The 15663-nt window shown below is 64.2% G+C and carries 16 protein-coding genes; 9 read left to right on the forward strand and 7 right to left on the reverse strand.

Annotation, left to right across the window (positions count from 1 at the left end; genetic code table 11):
• Positions 1-4: 4 nt before the first annotated feature.
• The 7 genes from A5699_RS17625 to A5699_RS17655 all read right to left on the reverse strand — a co-directional run bounded on the left by A5699_RS17625 (position 5) and on the right by A5699_RS17655 (position 7861).
• Positions 5-1609 carry a GMC family oxidoreductase gene (locus tag A5699_RS17625; protein WP_067771445.1) on the reverse strand — a complete coding sequence of 535 codons (1605 nt, stop codon included), beginning with the start codon at positions 1607-1609 and terminating at the stop codon, positions 5-7.
• Positions 1606-2400: an SDR family oxidoreductase gene (locus A5699_RS17630; protein ID WP_067771448.1), complete on the reverse strand. Its 795-nt coding sequence runs from the start codon at positions 2398-2400 to the stop codon at positions 1606-1608. Before A5699_RS17630 ends, A5699_RS17625 begins: the two co-directional genes overlap by 4 nt.
• A 6-nt stretch (positions 2401-2406) precedes the next feature.
• Positions 2407-2964, reverse strand: a complete 558-nt coding sequence (locus A5699_RS17635; protein WP_067771451.1) for a nuclear transport factor 2 family protein — start codon at positions 2962-2964, stop codon at positions 2407-2409.
• Between the two features lie 236 nt (positions 2965-3200).
• Entirely contained in the window at positions 3201-4373 is a 1173-nt protein-coding gene (locus A5699_RS17640; RefSeq protein ID WP_067771453.1) for an acyl-CoA dehydrogenase family protein, read from the reverse strand.
• A gap of 15 nt (positions 4374-4388) precedes the next feature.
• A complete protein-coding gene (locus A5699_RS17645) occupies positions 4389-5765 on the reverse strand; it encodes an LLM class flavin-dependent oxidoreductase (RefSeq protein ID WP_067771454.1) in 1377 nt (458 codons plus the stop codon).
• A gap of 120 nt (positions 5766-5885) precedes the next feature.
• A complete protein-coding gene (locus A5699_RS17650) occupies positions 5886-6533 on the reverse strand; it encodes a TetR/AcrR family transcriptional regulator (protein WP_067771476.1) in 648 nt (215 codons plus the stop codon).
• A gap of 143 nt (positions 6534-6676) precedes the next feature.
• Positions 6677-7861 (reverse strand): NAD(P)/FAD-dependent oxidoreductase, encoded by a 1185-nt coding sequence (locus A5699_RS17655; protein ID WP_067771456.1) that lies wholly within the window; start codon positions 7859-7861, stop codon positions 6677-6679.
• Positions 7862-8012: 151 nt separating this feature from the next.
• On the opposite strand from A5699_RS17655, the gene A5699_RS17660 reads away from it, so the two are divergent.
• From A5699_RS17660 to A5699_RS17695, 9 genes are all read left to right on the forward strand, one after another.
• Positions 8013-8753, forward strand: a complete 741-nt coding sequence (locus A5699_RS17660; RefSeq protein WP_067771458.1) for a TetR/AcrR family transcriptional regulator — start codon at positions 8013-8015, stop codon at positions 8751-8753.
• An 80-nt stretch (positions 8754-8833) separates the two neighbouring features.
• The gene (locus A5699_RS17665; protein WP_067771459.1) at positions 8834-10375 is read left to right on the forward strand and encodes an NAD(P)/FAD-dependent oxidoreductase; all 1542 of its coding nucleotides are present in this window, start codon (positions 8834-8836) and stop codon (positions 10373-10375) included.
• Positions 10376-10450: 75 nt separating this feature from the next.
• Positions 10451-11413 carry a class 1b ribonucleoside-diphosphate reductase subunit beta gene (gene nrdF, locus A5699_RS17670; RefSeq protein ID WP_067771460.1) on the forward strand — a complete coding sequence of 321 codons (963 nt, stop codon included), beginning with the start codon at positions 10451-10453 and terminating at the stop codon, positions 11411-11413.
• 127 nt (positions 11414-11540) lie between these two features.
• The gene (locus A5699_RS17675; RefSeq protein WP_067771462.1) at positions 11541-12635 is read left to right on the forward strand and encodes a site-specific integrase; all 1095 of its coding nucleotides are present in this window, start codon (positions 11541-11543) and stop codon (positions 12633-12635) included.
• Positions 12636-12872: 237 nt separating this feature from the next.
• Positions 12873-13103, forward strand: a complete 231-nt coding sequence (locus A5699_RS17680; RefSeq protein WP_067771464.1) for an AlpA family transcriptional regulator — start codon at positions 12873-12875, stop codon at positions 13101-13103.
• Positions 13100-13468 carry an endonuclease domain-containing protein gene (locus A5699_RS17685; protein WP_067771466.1) on the forward strand — a complete coding sequence of 123 codons (369 nt, stop codon included), beginning with the start codon at positions 13100-13102 and terminating at the stop codon, positions 13466-13468. Before A5699_RS17680 ends, A5699_RS17685 begins: the two co-directional genes overlap by 4 nt.
• Complete coding sequence (locus A5699_RS30175) at positions 13465-13593, forward strand: hypothetical protein (protein ID WP_255378831.1); 129 nt, start codon at positions 13465-13467, stop codon at positions 13591-13593. The genes A5699_RS17685 and A5699_RS30175 overlap by 4 nt, the downstream gene beginning before the upstream one ends.
• Before the next feature lie 185 nt (positions 13594-13778).
• Positions 13779-13994, forward strand: coding sequence for an AlpA family transcriptional regulator (locus tag A5699_RS17690; protein ID WP_082957767.1), 216 nt, complete (start codon positions 13779-13781; stop codon positions 13992-13994).
• Positions 13994-15577: a phage/plasmid primase, P4 family gene (locus A5699_RS17695; protein WP_082957768.1), complete on the forward strand. Its 1584-nt coding sequence runs from the start codon at positions 13994-13996 to the stop codon at positions 15575-15577. The genes A5699_RS17690 and A5699_RS17695 overlap by 1 nt, the downstream gene beginning before the upstream one ends.
• The last annotated feature ends 86 nt before the right edge of the window (positions 15578-15663 follow it).

Below are 15663 nucleotides of genomic sequence, written 5' to 3' on the forward strand. Positions count from 1 at the left end.
ATTGCTACGACAGGTCTTCCAGGACGAAGTCGGCAGCCCGCCAGGCCATCGCCATCATCGGTCCGTTGAGGTTGCCGGCCACCATCGTCGGCATCGCCGAACAATCGACGACACGCAACCCGTCCACGCCACGCACCCGCAGTCTGCTGTCCACCACAGCATCGTCGTGCGGTCCCATCGCGCAGGTGCCGATCGCGTGATACCCGCTGTAACCGCCGTCGAGTGCGGCATCGATGAGTTCGTCGTCGCTGACTGCGCCAGAACCCGGGTAGGTTTCGCCCTCGATCCGGTCGACAATGGGTTCTTGGCCGAAGATCTCCCGCATGGTGCGTAGCAGGTTGGCCGTCGTCTGCCGATCCTCCTCGGTACCGAGGTAATTGGGATCGATGAGAACTGGTGCGTCGGGATCGGATCCGGTGATCTCGCAACGCCCTTCGGCGGTGGGGCGCAGCGCCATCCCCAGGCAGGAGGCGCCGGCTGCGCGTTCGATCACGACCGGTTGCCCGGTGTTGTACGCCGGGATGGTCCACGGTCCGAGCATCAACTGGGCGTCGACGCGCTCGGCCTCGGGCCGGGACTTGACGAATGCAACGAGGTCGAATGACGGCGCGGCCAGTGGCCCCCTGCGGGTAGCGAGATACTTGACACCGGTTTTTGCCTGAGCCAGGTTTCCCGACAGCTGCCGGTTGTAGCCGAGGTCGGCGTTGAGCCGAAACCGCATGGCGGCACAGCGGTGTTCTCGCAGTCCACGTCCGACGCGTTCGCGGTCCACGTAGACCTGGACGCCGGCGGCCGTCAAGACTTCCTTGGGGCCGATGCCGGACAGCTGCAGCAGCTTCGGGCTGTTGAGGCTGCCCAACGAGACGATCACCTCACGGGCGGCTCGGATCTCGGTGCTACCGTGGCGGTTCCGGGTCAGGACTCCGACTGCTCGGCCCGAATCGAACAGAATGCGGTCGACCGAGGTATTGGTCAGCACGGTGAGGTTCGGCCGGGACATCGCCGGCTTCAGGAAGGCTCGCGATGCACTGACCCGGCGACCGTTCTTGATGGTCGAGGTGGCGTAGCCGATTCGCGGCTCGTCGGACTCGTTGATGTCCTGGACTTCGGTCAGGCCCGCTTTCACCCCGGCGGCCAGCATCTCCTGGCACAGCGGGTCGGGATCCCGCGGAACCGAGATGTGCAGTGGGCCGCCGGTGCCACGGGTCGGTGACGGGCCGAATTCGTTGTCCTCGAAGGACTTGAAGATCGGCAGGATGTTGTCCCAGCCCCAACCGGGATTGCCCAGCCGTTCCAGCTCGTCGTAATCGGCCCGGTGGCCGCGGTTGTAGATCATGCCGTTCACCGAACTCGACCCGCCGAGCAGCTTGCCGCGCATCCAGGTCTCGACATGTGAGTTCGGACCGAACGGAATGGTCTTGTACTGCCAGGTGTATTTCTCGTTCTCGAACACCAGTCCCGAGCCCTTCGGGATGCTGAACATCGGGCTGCGATCACCGCCGCCGGCCTCGATCAGCAAGACCGACACCGCGGGATCGGCGGACAGTCGGTTGGCGAGTACGCAGCCGGCCGAACCGGCGCCGGCGATGATGTAGTCGTAGCTGGTCATATCTTCGTCCTCGGGGTGACCGGTATGTTCAAGCGAAGGTCGGCGCCGGTGACTTCGGGGAAAGCCATTGGCCAGGCGGGCTTTCCGTGCTGAGCGACCCAGCACGATCCGGTGCTCTCCGGCGGTGCCGTGGCCGCGGTGAGTACCGCGTCGGCGATGGTCTCGGGCTCCATCACCGGAACCCCGATGCGTTCGACCAGCTTTCGCCGATCTCCCAGCACCCCGGTTTCGGTGATCCCCGGGCAGATGGTGTGCACTGCGATGCCCTCGGGCGCCAGGTTGGGTGCGATGGACCGCATGAACCCGACCACGCCGTGCTTGCCGAGGCTGTAGACGGCATCGGGATGCCAGGGCATGAGGCCGGCCAGGGAGGCCGTCGCCAGGATGGCCCGCTCGGCGGCGCCCGCCTGCAATCGCATGGTCTTGACGGCGGCCACCGCACCGTAGACCACCCCGTCGAGATTCACGCCGACCGATCTGCGGTACTGGTCCAGATCGAGCGATCCGATGTCACCGGACCAGTGAATCGTGATGCCTGCGTTGAGGAATGCCAGATCCAACCCGCCGAGTTCGGTGGCGCAGCGCGTGAAGGCCGCCTGGACCTGAGCCGGGTCGGATACGTCGCAAGCGAAACCCAACCCATCGAACGACCGGGCGACCTGCTCGGCCGCCCCGCCGTCGATGTCCACCACGCAGACCCGCATCCCTTCGGCAGCGAACCGCTGTGCCGACGCCCGGCCGATGCCCGACGCGCCGCCGGTCACGAGTGCAACCCTGCCGTTGAGTTCCATGGCGAACTACCAGCGATTGACCGGTGCGCCATCCATGGACAACGGGCGGTGATAGGACGCGTCGGTCTTGTCCCAGGCGCCTTTGATGAAGCCGGCCACGGCGCCGGAGTTCAGCAGTGAGGAGTCACCGTTCATCATCCATTCGATGGTGCACCGTCGCAGCGCGATCTTCCAGACCCCGTCCCGACGTTCCAGACGGTCGATGTAGCGACCGCCCATGAGGGAGACGATCTTGCCGCCCTTGGCGCGCATGGCGCCGATGACATAGCTCTCGGCATGGGCGACATCACCGTCGACCTCGCAGGTGTGGGTGGTGATGTTGTGCAGGTGGTCCTCGAACACCGCGGTGTGGGCGGCATTAGCCCATTCACCGTATTCCGGACCGGTCTTCACGGTTGGTCCGTGCTCGTCGATGCCGTCTTCGAAGTACACGCTGCCCATCAGTTCGGCGTCGTGACGGTCGTGACCGCGGGACTGGTTCATCACGCAGTCCAAGATCGCGGTCCGGTCTTCGAGGTACTGCACCCGCCGGCGGAGCTGCTCGAGGTCGTCGGTGTTCGTCATCGTGATGCGGTCCTTTCGGGACGTATGGGATCGATGTGTTGTACGAATGTATAGCACACGCGGCCGGTGTCGGGCAGGTGGTTGGTGCGCTGATTTCCGACCGTCCTTAGCGGTTGACGCGAGGTGGTGCACCGGGTGCACGATTTCCCCGGAGATCGAGCGCCAAGAGCCAGAAGGCGTTGGTGCGCAAGATGATCGCAGAAGGCCGCCGGGGAGCGCTTGAGGGTGATCCCGGGCTATCTGCGGGGAAGGCCGAGCACCCGCGCAGCGATGACGTTGCGCTGGATCTCCGATGTGCCACCCGCGATGGTGCCGGCGAAGCTGCGCAGGTAGCGGTCGAACCAGCTGCCGGTGTAGTGATCCTGGTGCCAGGGCTGATAGTTCGTCAGCGCAGGGTTCAGCAGGCCGGGTGCCCCGGCGGAATCGAGCGCCCTTTCGGCGATCGACTGGGCCGTTTCGGAGCCGAGGAGTTTCAGCACCGAGATCCGCCCACCGTCGTCTTCACCGCGGGCGGCTGCCGCGAGCGTCTGGGAGCCGAGGAGACGCAACGCCTCGTGGTCCATGACCAGTTGCGCATAGTGGTCTCGGTCGAGGGCATCGCTGGGGTGCCAGTCCTCGATGAACTCCTGCAGCCGCTCGGCGTAGCTGAGCCACAACAACGTTCGTTCGTGACCCAGCGATCCGTTGGCGACGGTCCAACCGCCGTTGAGTGGGCCGACCAGGTTGTCCCTCGGAACCCGGACATCGACGAAGAACACTTCGTTGAAGTCGACGTCGTCCATGCCGCAGGCCGACGGAAACGGTCGGCGGGTGATTCCCGCGGTATCGGTGGGAACCATCAAGGCGCTGATCCCCTTGTGTTTCGGGGCATCCGGATCAGTGCGGACCAAGACGAACATCACATCGGCATCGTGGGCGCCGGACGTCCAGACCTTCTGTCCGTTGACGACGAAGTCATCGCCGTCGAGAACCGCGCGGGTACGCAGGGCAGCCAGGTCCGATCCGGCGCCCGGCTCGCTCATGCCGAGGGCCGCGGTGATTTCCGCACGCAGGATCGGGATGGCCCACCGCCGTTGCTGTTCTGGTGTACCGAAGGTGATCAGGGAAGCGGCGATGATCCCGACGCCTTGCGGATTGAATGTCTGCGCGATCCGCCGGTTGCCCAGCTCTTGGAAGTACACGTACTGCTCGACGATGCCGGCATTGCGGCCACCGAACTCCGGGGCGTTGCCGGGCTGTAGCCAGCCATGGTCGAACATCGTGCGCTGCCAGTCGCGTGCCCAGTCAGGCAGGTAGGCGCTGGAGCCGATCCGCTCGGCAGTACCGGCCTCCGGGGGTAGGTGTTCATTCAGAAACGCGACGAATTGTGCTCGGAAATCCTCGATTTCAGGACCGAATGTCAGCTGCATGTCAGTCTGGCCGCATCATCGATCACAGAACATTCCGCGATAAGCGTGCGCGGGGTGGCGTTCATTGACGCCCGCATCCGGGACGTCGAAGAGCTTTTCTCGCAACGTTCCGGTTCGGTATTCCTTCTGCATCAGTCCCTTGTCCTGCAGCACCGGCACCAGGTGCTCGAAGAACTCGTCGTAGCTCTGCGGCATCAGGGCGTTCATCACCTGGACCCCATCGACGCCGGCATCCTGGTACTCCATCAGGCGGGTCGCGATGGTCTCCGGTGAACCGACGACCATCTGGGGCAGCGACAACGAGGTGAGGAAGTCCTTCACCGTCGGCTTGACGCCTTCGGGCCACGCGTTGATCACAGCGAGGAAAGCCCCACGGACGCCGGGTAATTCATCGACGATGTCTTCCAGCGGTGTGGCTGGATCGTAGCGGCCCAGGTCGGTACCGCTCAGGCTGGAGAAGTAGGCTGTCTGAGCTTCCGGGCTGCGATATTCTTCGAGTTCGCCCCACTTGCGGTAGGCCTCTTCGTCGGTCGACCCGATGACGAACATCATGCCCTGCAGGAACAGGATGTCGCCGTCGCGGCGCCCACGGGCGCGGGCCAGCTCGCGCACACTATTGACCTGTGCGGCGATGGTGTCTAGGGAGAACGCCGAGAGGAACATCAATTCGGCGTGTTTACTGGCGAACTCCAACCCTGCCGGTGAGCCACCTGCCTGGGCCAGCAGGGGGGTGCGCTGCGGGGAGGGCTCCATCAGGTTGAAACCTTCGACGCTGTACCGCTTGCCCTCGTGATGAATGTCATGGACCTTCGACGGGTCGGCGTATACCCCGCGCCCGGGGTCGTCGACGATCGCGTCGACATCCCACGACCCTTCCCACAGCTTGTAGGTGACGTCGACATACTCATCGGCCCAGCCGTAGCGCTCCTCATGCGAAAGGTTGGCCGGCATACCGAGATTGCGGAAGGCCTTCTCGTTGGCGGAGGTGACGATGTTCCAGCCGATCCGGCCGCCGGTCAAGTGGTCGAGCGTCGACGCGGCCCGGGCGAACACGAACGGATGATGCGAGATCACCGAATTCGTGTAGAGGAAGCCGAGGTTGTCCGTCGCGTGTGCCATCGCTGGAATCACCATCGTGCAATCGGCGATGGGTACGTTCATGGCCTGCTCGAAAATCACGTCACGCGAACCGTTGTACTCACCGTGAACGCCCATGACGTCGGTGAAGAAGAACGCGTCGACCTTGGCTTGCTCGGCCTTCTTGGCCAGCTCGACCCATAGGTCGAAGCGCTTGAATTCTCGGTTGCGAGCCTCCGGATGGCGCCAGATCCCATGGAAGTTATGGCCGATCGCGTCCATCAACAAGAGCGTGAAGATCAGACGTTTGGGCATTCCGCGGACTCTTCCTGCCGTGGCCGGCACTGTACTGATGTACAGCCTATACGGGTGTATAGCACCCGGAAATCGGCGCGGTCAAGGGCCGTGGAGCGGTTTCTGGGCGACGCGGAGTTCCTAGCTACCGGTCTTTTTCGTCCGACGCTTCGGCGACGATGGCCGTTTGGCCGAGGTCGTGCGGGGTTCGATGGTGTCGAGATAATCCTCGAAAACCTTGGTGAGCTCGGCGTGTGCGGTCTGCACGCCAATGCCCTTCTCGAGGTTGAGGAACTTGGGCAGGCTCGAGATCAGCAACTGCAGCGCCGGCAGGGACAGATTGCCGAAAGGGCGGGCGTCTTCGCCGAATTTGGCTATCAGCGCGTCCAACTGGACCTTGCGTGCATTCTCGGTCACCGAGGCGATCTCGGCCTGGATCGATTTGCGGTGGTTGCCCAGCGCCATGAACTCGGTCATCATCGCGCCCGTGGCCTCGTCCCAGTTGTACTCCCACAGCGCGCGTAGCGGATCCTCGGTCCGCTTGGCCAGGATCTTGTTCAGGTACTCCACATTTCGTTGCGAGTACCGGGAGATGGCGGCGATGAAGATGTCGTCCAGAACTGGAAAGTAGTACTGCACCAGGCTCGGTGTGACGCCGGCTTTGGTGGCCAACGCGCGGTAGGTGACGCTGGCATACCCGTCTTCGAGCATCATCTTCTCGACGCAGTCGAGAAGCGTATCCCTGGTTTTCGACGTCTCTGCGCCTACGCGTCGGCCCGATGCTGCCATGGTCTCCTCGATCGATCGACTGCCGACATTCTGACACCCGACCATCAGGTCTACTGCATTCGACGTGGCGCCGCTACACCACAAAAGGCGAAGCCGCCGCGAGAACGCGAGGTCCTCCGCGGCGGCCGCACATTCGCCGAACGTTATTTGACCGTGTGCTGCGGGCCCTGGGCCTTCTTGTAGAGCGCCTTGAGCATCCGGTCCCGGAATGCCGCATTGTCGATCAGCTTCACCCCGGCCTCGGCCAGTTTCGGATAGCCGATCAACTTGTGCATATAGCGGCCACGCCGGTATTCCCGGCCCCATGCGGCTTCCATCCGCTGTGCGTAGTTGGTGAAGTCGTCGGGGCCGCCGTTCTGCAGGGCGGCGATGGCGCATTCACCGGCGGCCAAGCCGGATTCGAGTGCCTTGGAGATGCCCGCACCCGAGGCCGGCTTGCCCGCGCCCAACGAGTCCCCGGTGAAGAGCACACCGGGACGCCACGGCGGCCAGGCGGTGAAGCCCATCGGCAATCGCCAGGCCCGCACACTCTTGTTCTTCTTGAGTTCTTCGATCGGCGGCAATTCCCACTCCGGCGGAAGGGTACGCAGAAATTCACCGAGGAACTGGGTGGCATTGATGGACTGCCAGTTCTTGTAGCTGTTGACGTAGCCCAGGCCGATGTTGAACATCCCGTTGCCCATCGGGAACACCCAGCCGTAACCCGGCAACTGATCGCCCTGGAACACCAGCTTGAGATAGATGTCGAGGCTGTCGGAGTCCGGTCGGTTGGCGTGCATCTCCGACCGGATCGCGATCGCCGAATAGCCGTTGTATTCCGAATCGATCTTGAGTGCGCGCTTGATCGGGGAGTAGGCGCCGTCGGCGGCGATCACCGCGTCGCCGAACACCTTTTCACCGCTCTTGAGCACCACGCCCACCACGCGCCCGGTGGCGTCGAACTCGGGTCCGGCGACCTCGGCGCCTTGGCGCACCTCGGCACCCGCGGACTCGGCGTGCTTGAGCAGGACCGTGTCCAGGTGGGTGCGGCTCACGGTGTGGCCGTGGTCGGGCATTCCGGGCCGACGAGGGAACGACAGCTCCCAGGCGCTGGGGCTGAACACCGTCACCCGATTCACCCGGTGGTAGGTGGCGACCTCGTCGGCCAGGCCCATCTTCTGCAGATAGCTCACCGCGCGGGCGGTCAGTCCGTCCCCGCAGGGCTTGTCCCGGGGGAACTCCGACTTGTCCAGCACCAACACCTTGGCGCCGGTCTGCGCGGCCTGCCATGCCGCGGCCGACCCCGATGGGCCGCCACCAGCAATGACCAGGTCGTATCGCTGCGTCATGAGCCTCGTCTCATAGGTTGACTGTCGCTGCGATACTACCGAAGCGCCGCATCGGCAGCTCGCCGGGCGAACGGCCGGGTCAGGCGGCAAAACCGCGTGTTGACCGGCGGTCTGGGCAGGTCAGCCCCGCCGGGGCGGGTACAGTAATCGGGTGCGGCGAGCGTCGAGATCACATTCCAGCGATGGCCCGGGCGTCAAGGTCGATGCCCGTAGCGAGCGCTGGCGTGAGCACCGGAAGAAGGTGCGCTCGGAGATCGTCGACGCCGCGTTCCGGGCGATCGACCGGCTGGGCCCAGAGCTCAGCCTGCGCGAGATCGCCGAAGAGGCCGGCACCGCCAAGCCCAAGATCTACCGTCACTTCGCCGACAAATCCGATTTGTTCCAGGCGATCGGTGAGCGGCTGCGCGACATGCTGTGGTCGGCGATCTTCCCGGCCATCAATCTGCGCGCCGATCCGGCCCGCGAAGTCATCCGGCGCAGCGTCGAACAGTATGTGCGCCTGGTCGACGAACACCCCAACGTGCTGCGGTTTTTGATCCAGGGCCGGTTCGCCGAACAGAGCGAATCGACCATGCGTGCGCTCAACGAAGGTCGGGGCATCACGCTGGCGATGGCCGACATGTTCTCCAACGAACTGCGCGAGATGGAGCTGGACGGCGCCGCGATCGAATTGGCGGCGTTCGCCACCTTCGGCGCGTGTGCCTCGGCCACCGACTGGTGGCTGGGCAACGACGAGGACAGCCCGCGCCGGATGCCGGCCGAGGAGTTCGTCAACCACCTGACCACGATCATGGTCGGATCCATCAACGGCACCTGTGAACTGTTGGGCATCTGGATCGACCCCGATCTTCCGCTGCACGAGGGTGTTCAGCGCCGTCAGCACGCCAGCTGACGCTCTCATTGACAGTCGCAACCGGAGTCCGGAAACTGGGAATTATCCGGTACCGCCGTTCCCAGAAAAGGACCTGAGCTATGACGGCTGCCCAACCCTCGCCGCAGGGTCAGGAACCCATCCGCACCCGCGCGCTGATCATCGGCAGCGGGTTCTCCGGCATGGGGATGGCGATCGAACTGCAGCGCCGAGGCGTCGACTTCTTGATGCTGGAGAAAGCCGACGAGTTCGGCGGCACCTGGCGTGACAACACCTACCCGGGCTGCGCCTGCGACATTCCGTCGCACATGTACTCGTTTTCCTTCGAGCCGAAGGCCGACTGGAGCCACATGTGGTCGTTCCAGCCGGAGATCCAGGATTATCTGCTCGGGGTGGCCGCCAAGTACGGGCTGCGCCGCTACACCCGGTTCAACACCCACGTCGACCGCGCGCACTGGGACGACGAGGAACTGCGCTGGCACGTCTTCAGCGACACCGGCCAGGAGTTCGTCGCCCAGTTCCTGGTCTCCGGGGCCGGCGGCCTGCACATCCCGCTGATTCCGGATATCGAAGGGCGCGAACAGTTTTCCGGCGCGGCCTTCCACTCCGCACAGTGGGATCACAGCGTCGACCTGACCGGCAAGCGCGTCGCGGTGATCGGCACCGGCGCCAGCGCCATCCAGATCGTGCCCGAGATCGTCAAGGACGTCGCCGAGCTGCACCTCTACCAGCGCACCCCGGCATGGGTCATGCCGCGAGTGAACACCAAGTTCCCGCAATGGGTTCGACGCGCGTTCAGCTTCGTGCCCGGCACCCGCGCTGCGATGCGCGCCGCCATCTACTGGATCCACGAAGGCGTCGGCTTCGCCATGACCCAACAGCCCTGGCTGCTCAAGATCGGCGAGGCGATGGGGCGCTACAACATCAACCGCAGCATCAAAGACCCGGAGCTGCGCCGCAAGCTCACCCCGCGCTACCGCGCCGGATGTAAACGAATCCTCAACTCCGACACCTACTATCGCGGCATCGCCAACCCCAAGACCCAGGTGATCACCGAGTCGATCTCCCGCATGACACCTACCGGCATCGTCACCGCCGACGGCGTCGAACATCCTGTGGATGTCGTGGTGTTCGCCACCGGGTTCCACGTCACCGACTCCTACACCTACGTCGACATCAAAGGCGCCGGCGGCGAGGATCTGGTGGACCGGTGGAACCGGGAGGGCATCCAGGCCCATCGCGGTGTCGCGGTTTCCGGCATGCCCAATCTGTTCTTCCTGCTCGGGCCCAACACCGCGCTAGGGCACAACTCGGTGGTGTTCATGATCGAATCGCAGATCCGCTACGTCGGTCAGGCGATCGCCGCGGTCGACAAGGCCGGGGCGCAAGCGTTGTCCCCGAGCCCACGCGCCCAGGCCGAGTTCAACGCCGAACTGCAACGCGATCTGGCCGGCACGGTGTTCAACACCGGAGGTTGCCGGAGTTGGTACATGGACACGCACGGCGTCAACCGCACCCTCTGGAGCGGCATGACCTGGCAGTACTGGCTGGCAACGCGCAAGCTGGATGCGGGGGAGTTCGATTTCCTCCATGCCGGACGCGACACGAAAACACTAGATGCGGGGGTCCCCGCCGGTGCGTAACCCCAGGGGTAGTGTCGTGGGTGCCGTCCGGCAAACACAACGACCTGGTGAAATGGGGTTCTGGTGAGCGAAGGCATGAAGCTGATCGACCGTGTCTCAGCGATCAACTGGAACCGGCTCCAGGATGAGAAGGACGCCGAGGTCTGGGACCGGCTCACCGGTAATTTCTGGTTGCCGGAGAAGGTGCCGGTGTCCAACGACATCCCGTCCTGGGGAACGCTGACCGACCACGAGAAGCAGCTGACCATGCGGGTGTTCACCGGCCTGACCCTGCTGGACACCATCCAGGGCACGGTCGGTGCGGTCAGCCTGATCCCCGATGCGCTCACCCCGCACGAGGAAGCCGTCTACACCAACATCGCCTTCATGGAGTCGGTGCACGCCCGCAGCTACTCCAACATCTTCTCCACGCTGTGCTCCACGAACGAGATCGACGACGCGTTCCGCTGGTCGGAGGAAAATCCGAACCTGCAGCGCAAGGCCGAGATCGTCATGCAGTACTACAAGGGTGACGAGCCGCTCAAGCGCAAAGTGGCCTCCACGCTGCTGGAGAGCTTCCTGTTCTACTCGGGCTTCTACCTGCCGATGTACTGGAGCAGCCGGGCCAAGCTGACCAACACCGCCGACATGATCCGGCTGATCATCCGCGACGAGGCCGTGCACGGCTACTACATCGGCTACAAATACCAGCGTGGCCTGGCCCTGGTTGACGAGGAAAAGCGTTCGGAGCTCAAGGATTACACCTACGAGCTGCTGTTCGAGCTCTACGACAACGAGGTCGAGTACACCCAGGACCTCTACGACGAGGTCGGGCTCACCGAGGACGTCAAGAAGTTCCTGCGCTACAACGCCAACAAGGCCCTGATGAACCTTGGTTACGAGGCGCTGTTCCCCAAGGACGAGACCGACGTCAACCCGGCGATCCTCTCGGCGCTCTCACCGAACGCCGACGAGAACCACGACTTCTTCTCGGGCTCGGGTTCCTCGTATGTCATCGGCAAGGCTGTGGTCACCGAAGACGAGGACTGGGACTTCTAAAGTAACTGGTCAGAGCGGTATTGTTGGCTGAGGGCGGACTGGAGACGGTCCGCCCTTTTTCTTGCCCGGCACTCTTGCGCGGACCATCTGCCCACATTTTGCCCACATCCCGCGCTACCGTGTGGGCATGGCAGTCGTGGCTGCATACGAGACCAAGCAGGGCAAGCGGTACCGGGTTCGCTACCGCACGCCAGACAACCGGCAGACCGACAAGCGCGGGTTCAAGACCAAGCGCGAGGCCGAGCGGTTCGCCAACACGGTCGAGGTGGCCAAGATGCGGGGTGAGTACGTCAACCCCGCCGACGCTCGCACGACCGTGGATGCCCTCGGCGAGGCCTGGCTACAACGGCAGAAGGGTCACCTCAAGCCGTCCGGGTACGCCGTGATGGAGACCTGTTGGCGCGTGAGGGTCCAACCACGGTGGGGCAACGTCGCCCTCGGCGATATTAAGCCGACCGCCGTATCGGCATGGCTTACTGAGTTGGGGCAGGGCACCGACAAGACCAAGGCGATCAAGCCCGCCACGATCAAGCGCGCCCACTATGTGCTGTCGCAGATCCTGGCTGATGCCGTGCGCGACAACCTTATGCCCCGCAATCCCGCCGCCGGTCTGGCCCTGCCGAAGACATCGCGCAAGCGGCACGTGTATCTGAACCACCGGCAGGTCGCCGCGCTGGCTGAGGCTGCGGGGGAGTACGGAACCCTGGTGTTGCTGCTGGCCTACACCGGCCTGCGCTGGGGTGAGTCGGTCGGTCTGAAGGTGGAAGACATGGACCTGCTGCGCAAGCGGGTGCTGATCCACGAGAACGCCGTGCAGGCCGGTGGCCAGATGCACGTTGGCACGCCGAAGAGCCACAAGCAGCGATCGGTGCCGCTGCCTGAGTTCCTGGTGCCACTGCTGGCGCGCCAGTGCGAGCACAAGCAGCGGGCAGACCTGTTGTTCGGCGACGGCGACCACCTGCGCCGCCCGCACCCCGTGTCCGGGTGGTTTGCGAAGGCCGTTGCAGGCTCTGGGATTCCACGGGTCACCCCGCACGACTTGCGCCACACTGCCGCGTCGCTGGCCGTCTCGGCTGGTGCGAACGTGAAGGCGGTCCAGCGGATGCTTGGGCACGCCTCGGCGGCGATGACGTTGGACCTCTACGCCGATCTGTTCGATGACGACCTGGAGGCCGTTGCCGTTGCCCTGGACAAGGCCCGCGCCGCCGCCGTGGTGCCGTGACTTGTGACCTAATCGTTATCTTAGACGTACTAGCAAATAGGTTCATTGGCAAATGCGCATCTCAGCACTGCAATATCGAAATTATCAACCTATAGCGCAGTTATAGAGACCTCAAAGAAGGTGATCTAATAACCTGTCCTGCAAGTGGTTTCATGCTTTTTCGTGCCGATTTGTGCGCGTAGCTTTCGTGTCATGCCCTGCGATTCTGCATGGCAGGGAACATGAAAGGCAGCAACGATGGCAGATGCAATTGCCTCAGACAGCCCGCCTCGTACCGGCCTGGCCAAGGCTCAGGAGGTGGCCGAGTATCTGCGGACCACGCCGAACCAGCTGACCAGGCTGCGTTTCGAGGGTCGCGGCCCTCAATTCGTTCGGCTGGGCAGGTCGATTCGGTACCGCTGGGTAGACGTACATCGCTGGGTGGACGAGAGCGTGCACACCACCGGCGCGCGGGACGGTGCCCGGTGAGCGCCACCGCAGTGACCCGCGCTACCCGCGCCCTGCTGACTCAACACAACCTGCCCACCGGCACGTCGTTGGAGGACCGCGTCACGTGGCGGTTGCACCGCTGGGGATGCCTGGGCCGCACCCAGCACCCGGTCGGTCCGTACCGGCTCGATTACGCCTGGCCCGCAGTCAGGATCGCCGTCGAGGTTGACGGCCCGCACCGCTGGCAGCCCGACATCGGGATCAAGGACGTGGCGCGTGACGCCTACCTCCGGAGTCACGGGTCGCTGGTGCTGCGCATCGACGACGGCACTGGCTCAATCGAAGAGCAACTGTGCCGCGTGGTTGTGGTGATCAAGAGCGAACTGAATCGGGGTGCCGCGTGAGCGCCGCCGGACCGCTGACCCAGGCCGACTGCGATCGGCTGGCCGATATTGGCCTGACCGACCTCGACGACCATACCGGCACCGGCGGCAGCGCTGAACATCACGACGAACTGGTGGCGTCATGAGCGACGACACGCGGAGCGACACGCCGTAGGTCCCATAGCAGAGTGGAATAACGGTGCGACACAGCCGATTTGGCGCTGTCCCATTGCGTCCCATCTGTGTACTGTGGACCTTGGTCGGCCAGACATGAGCGCCGCCCACACCCACTCACTCACACACCCGTTTGTTGAGTGGAAGGAACTCGCTCGTGAGTTCGGAATCGCCCCGGGCCGTCGACATCTTCGAAGCGGCCAAGCTCACCGGATTGCCGGTGCGCACGCTGCGCTATCGCCGCGAGCACGATCTGGCACCGCCGAGCTATCGCCTCGGTGCGCGCGTGATGTATGACGTCCGAGACCTCGATGAGTGGATGGACTCGCAGAAGGCCCAGACCCTGCGCGGTGGCAAGGCGGTTGATGCCTGATGTCCGAAATGAGCGGTCGCCCCGGCGAGGACAACGCCGAGGCGACCAGTAAGCCCGATCCAAGGACTGATAGCCACGATACCTCCGGAGGGTATATCGACACCCGGAGCTTGGAGGACGCCCACATCGGTGCACGCATTGCCGCCGAGCACTTGCAGCATCACCGCTACACCGGCCCGTTCGGCTGGATGTGGTTCGACGGACGCCGCTGGACCCCTGTCCCCGAGACCTCGGTGGCCGAGGTGGTGCGCCAGGCTCTGATTCAAATGCACGTCACCGAAGCCCAGGCCGGTGCCGACGCTGACCGGCTCAAGCGGTTGTCGAGCCTGTTCAGCGCGGCCAAGATCCGCAACGTCGTTTACATCGCCAAGTTGCGCTGCACAACGACCGAGGAGTTCGACGCTCACCCGGATCTGCTCAATGTGGGCAACGGTGTGGTGAGCCTGCGCGACGGCACTTTGTTGCCGCACGACCCGGCACTGATGCTGACCAAGCTGGCCCCCGTCGACTACGTACCCGGTGCGGTGCACGCCGATTGGGGCCAGGCCCTGGCCGCACTGCCGAACGCCGAGGCCGTGGATTGGCTGCAGGTGCGCCTGGGGCAGGGTCTGACCGGTCATCCGACGCCCGACGACCGGCTGGTGTTGTTCAAGGGGTCCGGTGCCAACGGCAAGACGACGGTGGTGGACGCCGTGCGGCACGCCGCAGGCGACGACTATGCCGTCACGATGCCCGAGCGCGTGCTACTGGCGCGAACCAGTGACCACCCCACCGAATTGATGACGTTGCGGGGTGCGCGGCTGGCGCTGATGGAGGAGTTCCCCGAACTGGGCCATCTGAACGTCAAGCGGCTCAAGGACCTCCACGGCACCGGCAGGATGAGCGCCCGGTACTGCGGCAAGGACACGGTGCACTGGAGCCCGAGCCACACCGCTTTCGTGACGACCAACTACCTGCCCCGGGTCGACGAGTCCGACATGGGCACCTGGCGGCGGTTGTCGCTGCTGGACTTTCCGTACCGGTATTGCCGCAGCAGTGACGAGATCCGCACCGCGTTCGACCGGATCGGAGATCCGAGCCTGCGCGAGCGGTTGCGCCACGGCGACGATGGCCAGCCCGAGGCCGTGCTGGCGTGGCTGGTCGCTGGAGCGGTCCGCTGGTACCGGGGTGGCCGAGTCATGCCGCAGGACCCGGACTGTGTCCGCGAGACCACCGAGAAGTGGCGCAGGACTTCGGATCTGCTCATGCGCTACCTCGATGACCGGCTGGTGTTCGATGCCGATGCCTATGTCGTCAGCGCCGAACTGTTCGAGGACTTCACCGACTGGCTCAAGTCCAGCGGTCACCGCGCCTGGAGTGACCAGAACTTCACCGCGAGGTTTGCCCAGCACAGTGAGGTGGCTGACCACGACGTGACCAAGAAAGTCGTTCGCCGGACCAGATCAGGGCACCTGTCGAGGCCACCGAGCAAGCTCGTTCCAGGGTCCACGGGGAGGCCTTTGAGCAAGCAGTTCACCGCCTGGTTGGGCGTTCGGTTCCACACCGATGGCGATTTTGAGGAAACTACCGATGAACAGGCATGACGCCGAATTTGTGAAGGGCTGTGAAGGGGTAGTTGGGAGGTTCTCGAGTATGGATTACATTCAGATCTACCAACAACCCCTTCACA

Origin of the sequence: Mycobacterium sp. E802 (assembly GCF_001666875.1) — a bacterium.
Taxonomy (GTDB): Bacteria; Actinomycetota; Actinomycetes; order Mycobacteriales; family Mycobacteriaceae; genus Mycobacterium.

Bases quoted from the DNA above. Each gene is read 5' to 3' on its own strand.
- A5699_RS17625 (WP_067771445.1), bottom strand. From the start codon at position 1,609: ATGACCAGCTACGACTACATCATCGCCGGCGCCGGTTCGGCCGGCTGC.
- A5699_RS17630 (WP_067771448.1), bottom strand. From the start codon at position 2,400: ATGGAACTCAACGGCAGGGTTGCACTCGTGACCGGCGGCGCGTCGGGC.
- A5699_RS17635 (WP_067771451.1), bottom strand. From the start codon at position 2,964: ATGACGAACACCGACGACCTCGAGCAGCTCCGCCGGCGGGTGCAGTAC.
- A5699_RS17640 (WP_067771453.1), bottom strand. From the start codon at position 4,373: ATGCAGCTGACATTCGGTCCTGAAATCGAGGATTTCCGAGCACAATTC.
- A5699_RS17645 (WP_067771454.1), bottom strand. From the start codon at position 5,765: ATGCCCAAACGTCTGATCTTCACGCTCTTGTTGATGGACGCGATCGGC.
- A5699_RS17650 (WP_067771476.1), bottom strand. From the start codon at position 6,533: ATGGCAGCATCGGGCCGACGCGTAGGCGCAGAGACGTCGAAAACCAGG.
- A5699_RS17655 (WP_067771456.1), bottom strand. From the start codon at position 7,861: ATGACGCAGCGATACGACCTGGTCATTGCTGGTGGCGGCCCATCGGGG.
- A5699_RS17665 (WP_067771459.1), top strand. From the start codon at position 8,834: ATGACGGCTGCCCAACCCTCGCCGCAGGGTCAGGAACCCATCCGCACC.
- nrdF (WP_067771460.1), top strand. From the start codon at position 10,451: ATGAAGCTGATCGACCGTGTCTCAGCGATCAACTGGAACCGGCTCCAG.
- A5699_RS17675 (WP_067771462.1), top strand. From the start codon at position 11,541: ATGGCAGTCGTGGCTGCATACGAGACCAAGCAGGGCAAGCGGTACCGG.
- A5699_RS17680 (WP_067771464.1), top strand. From the start codon at position 12,873: ATGGCAGATGCAATTGCCTCAGACAGCCCGCCTCGTACCGGCCTGGCC.
- A5699_RS17695 (WP_082957768.1), top strand. From the start codon at position 13,994: ATGTCCGAAATGAGCGGTCGCCCCGGCGAGGACAACGCCGAGGCGACC.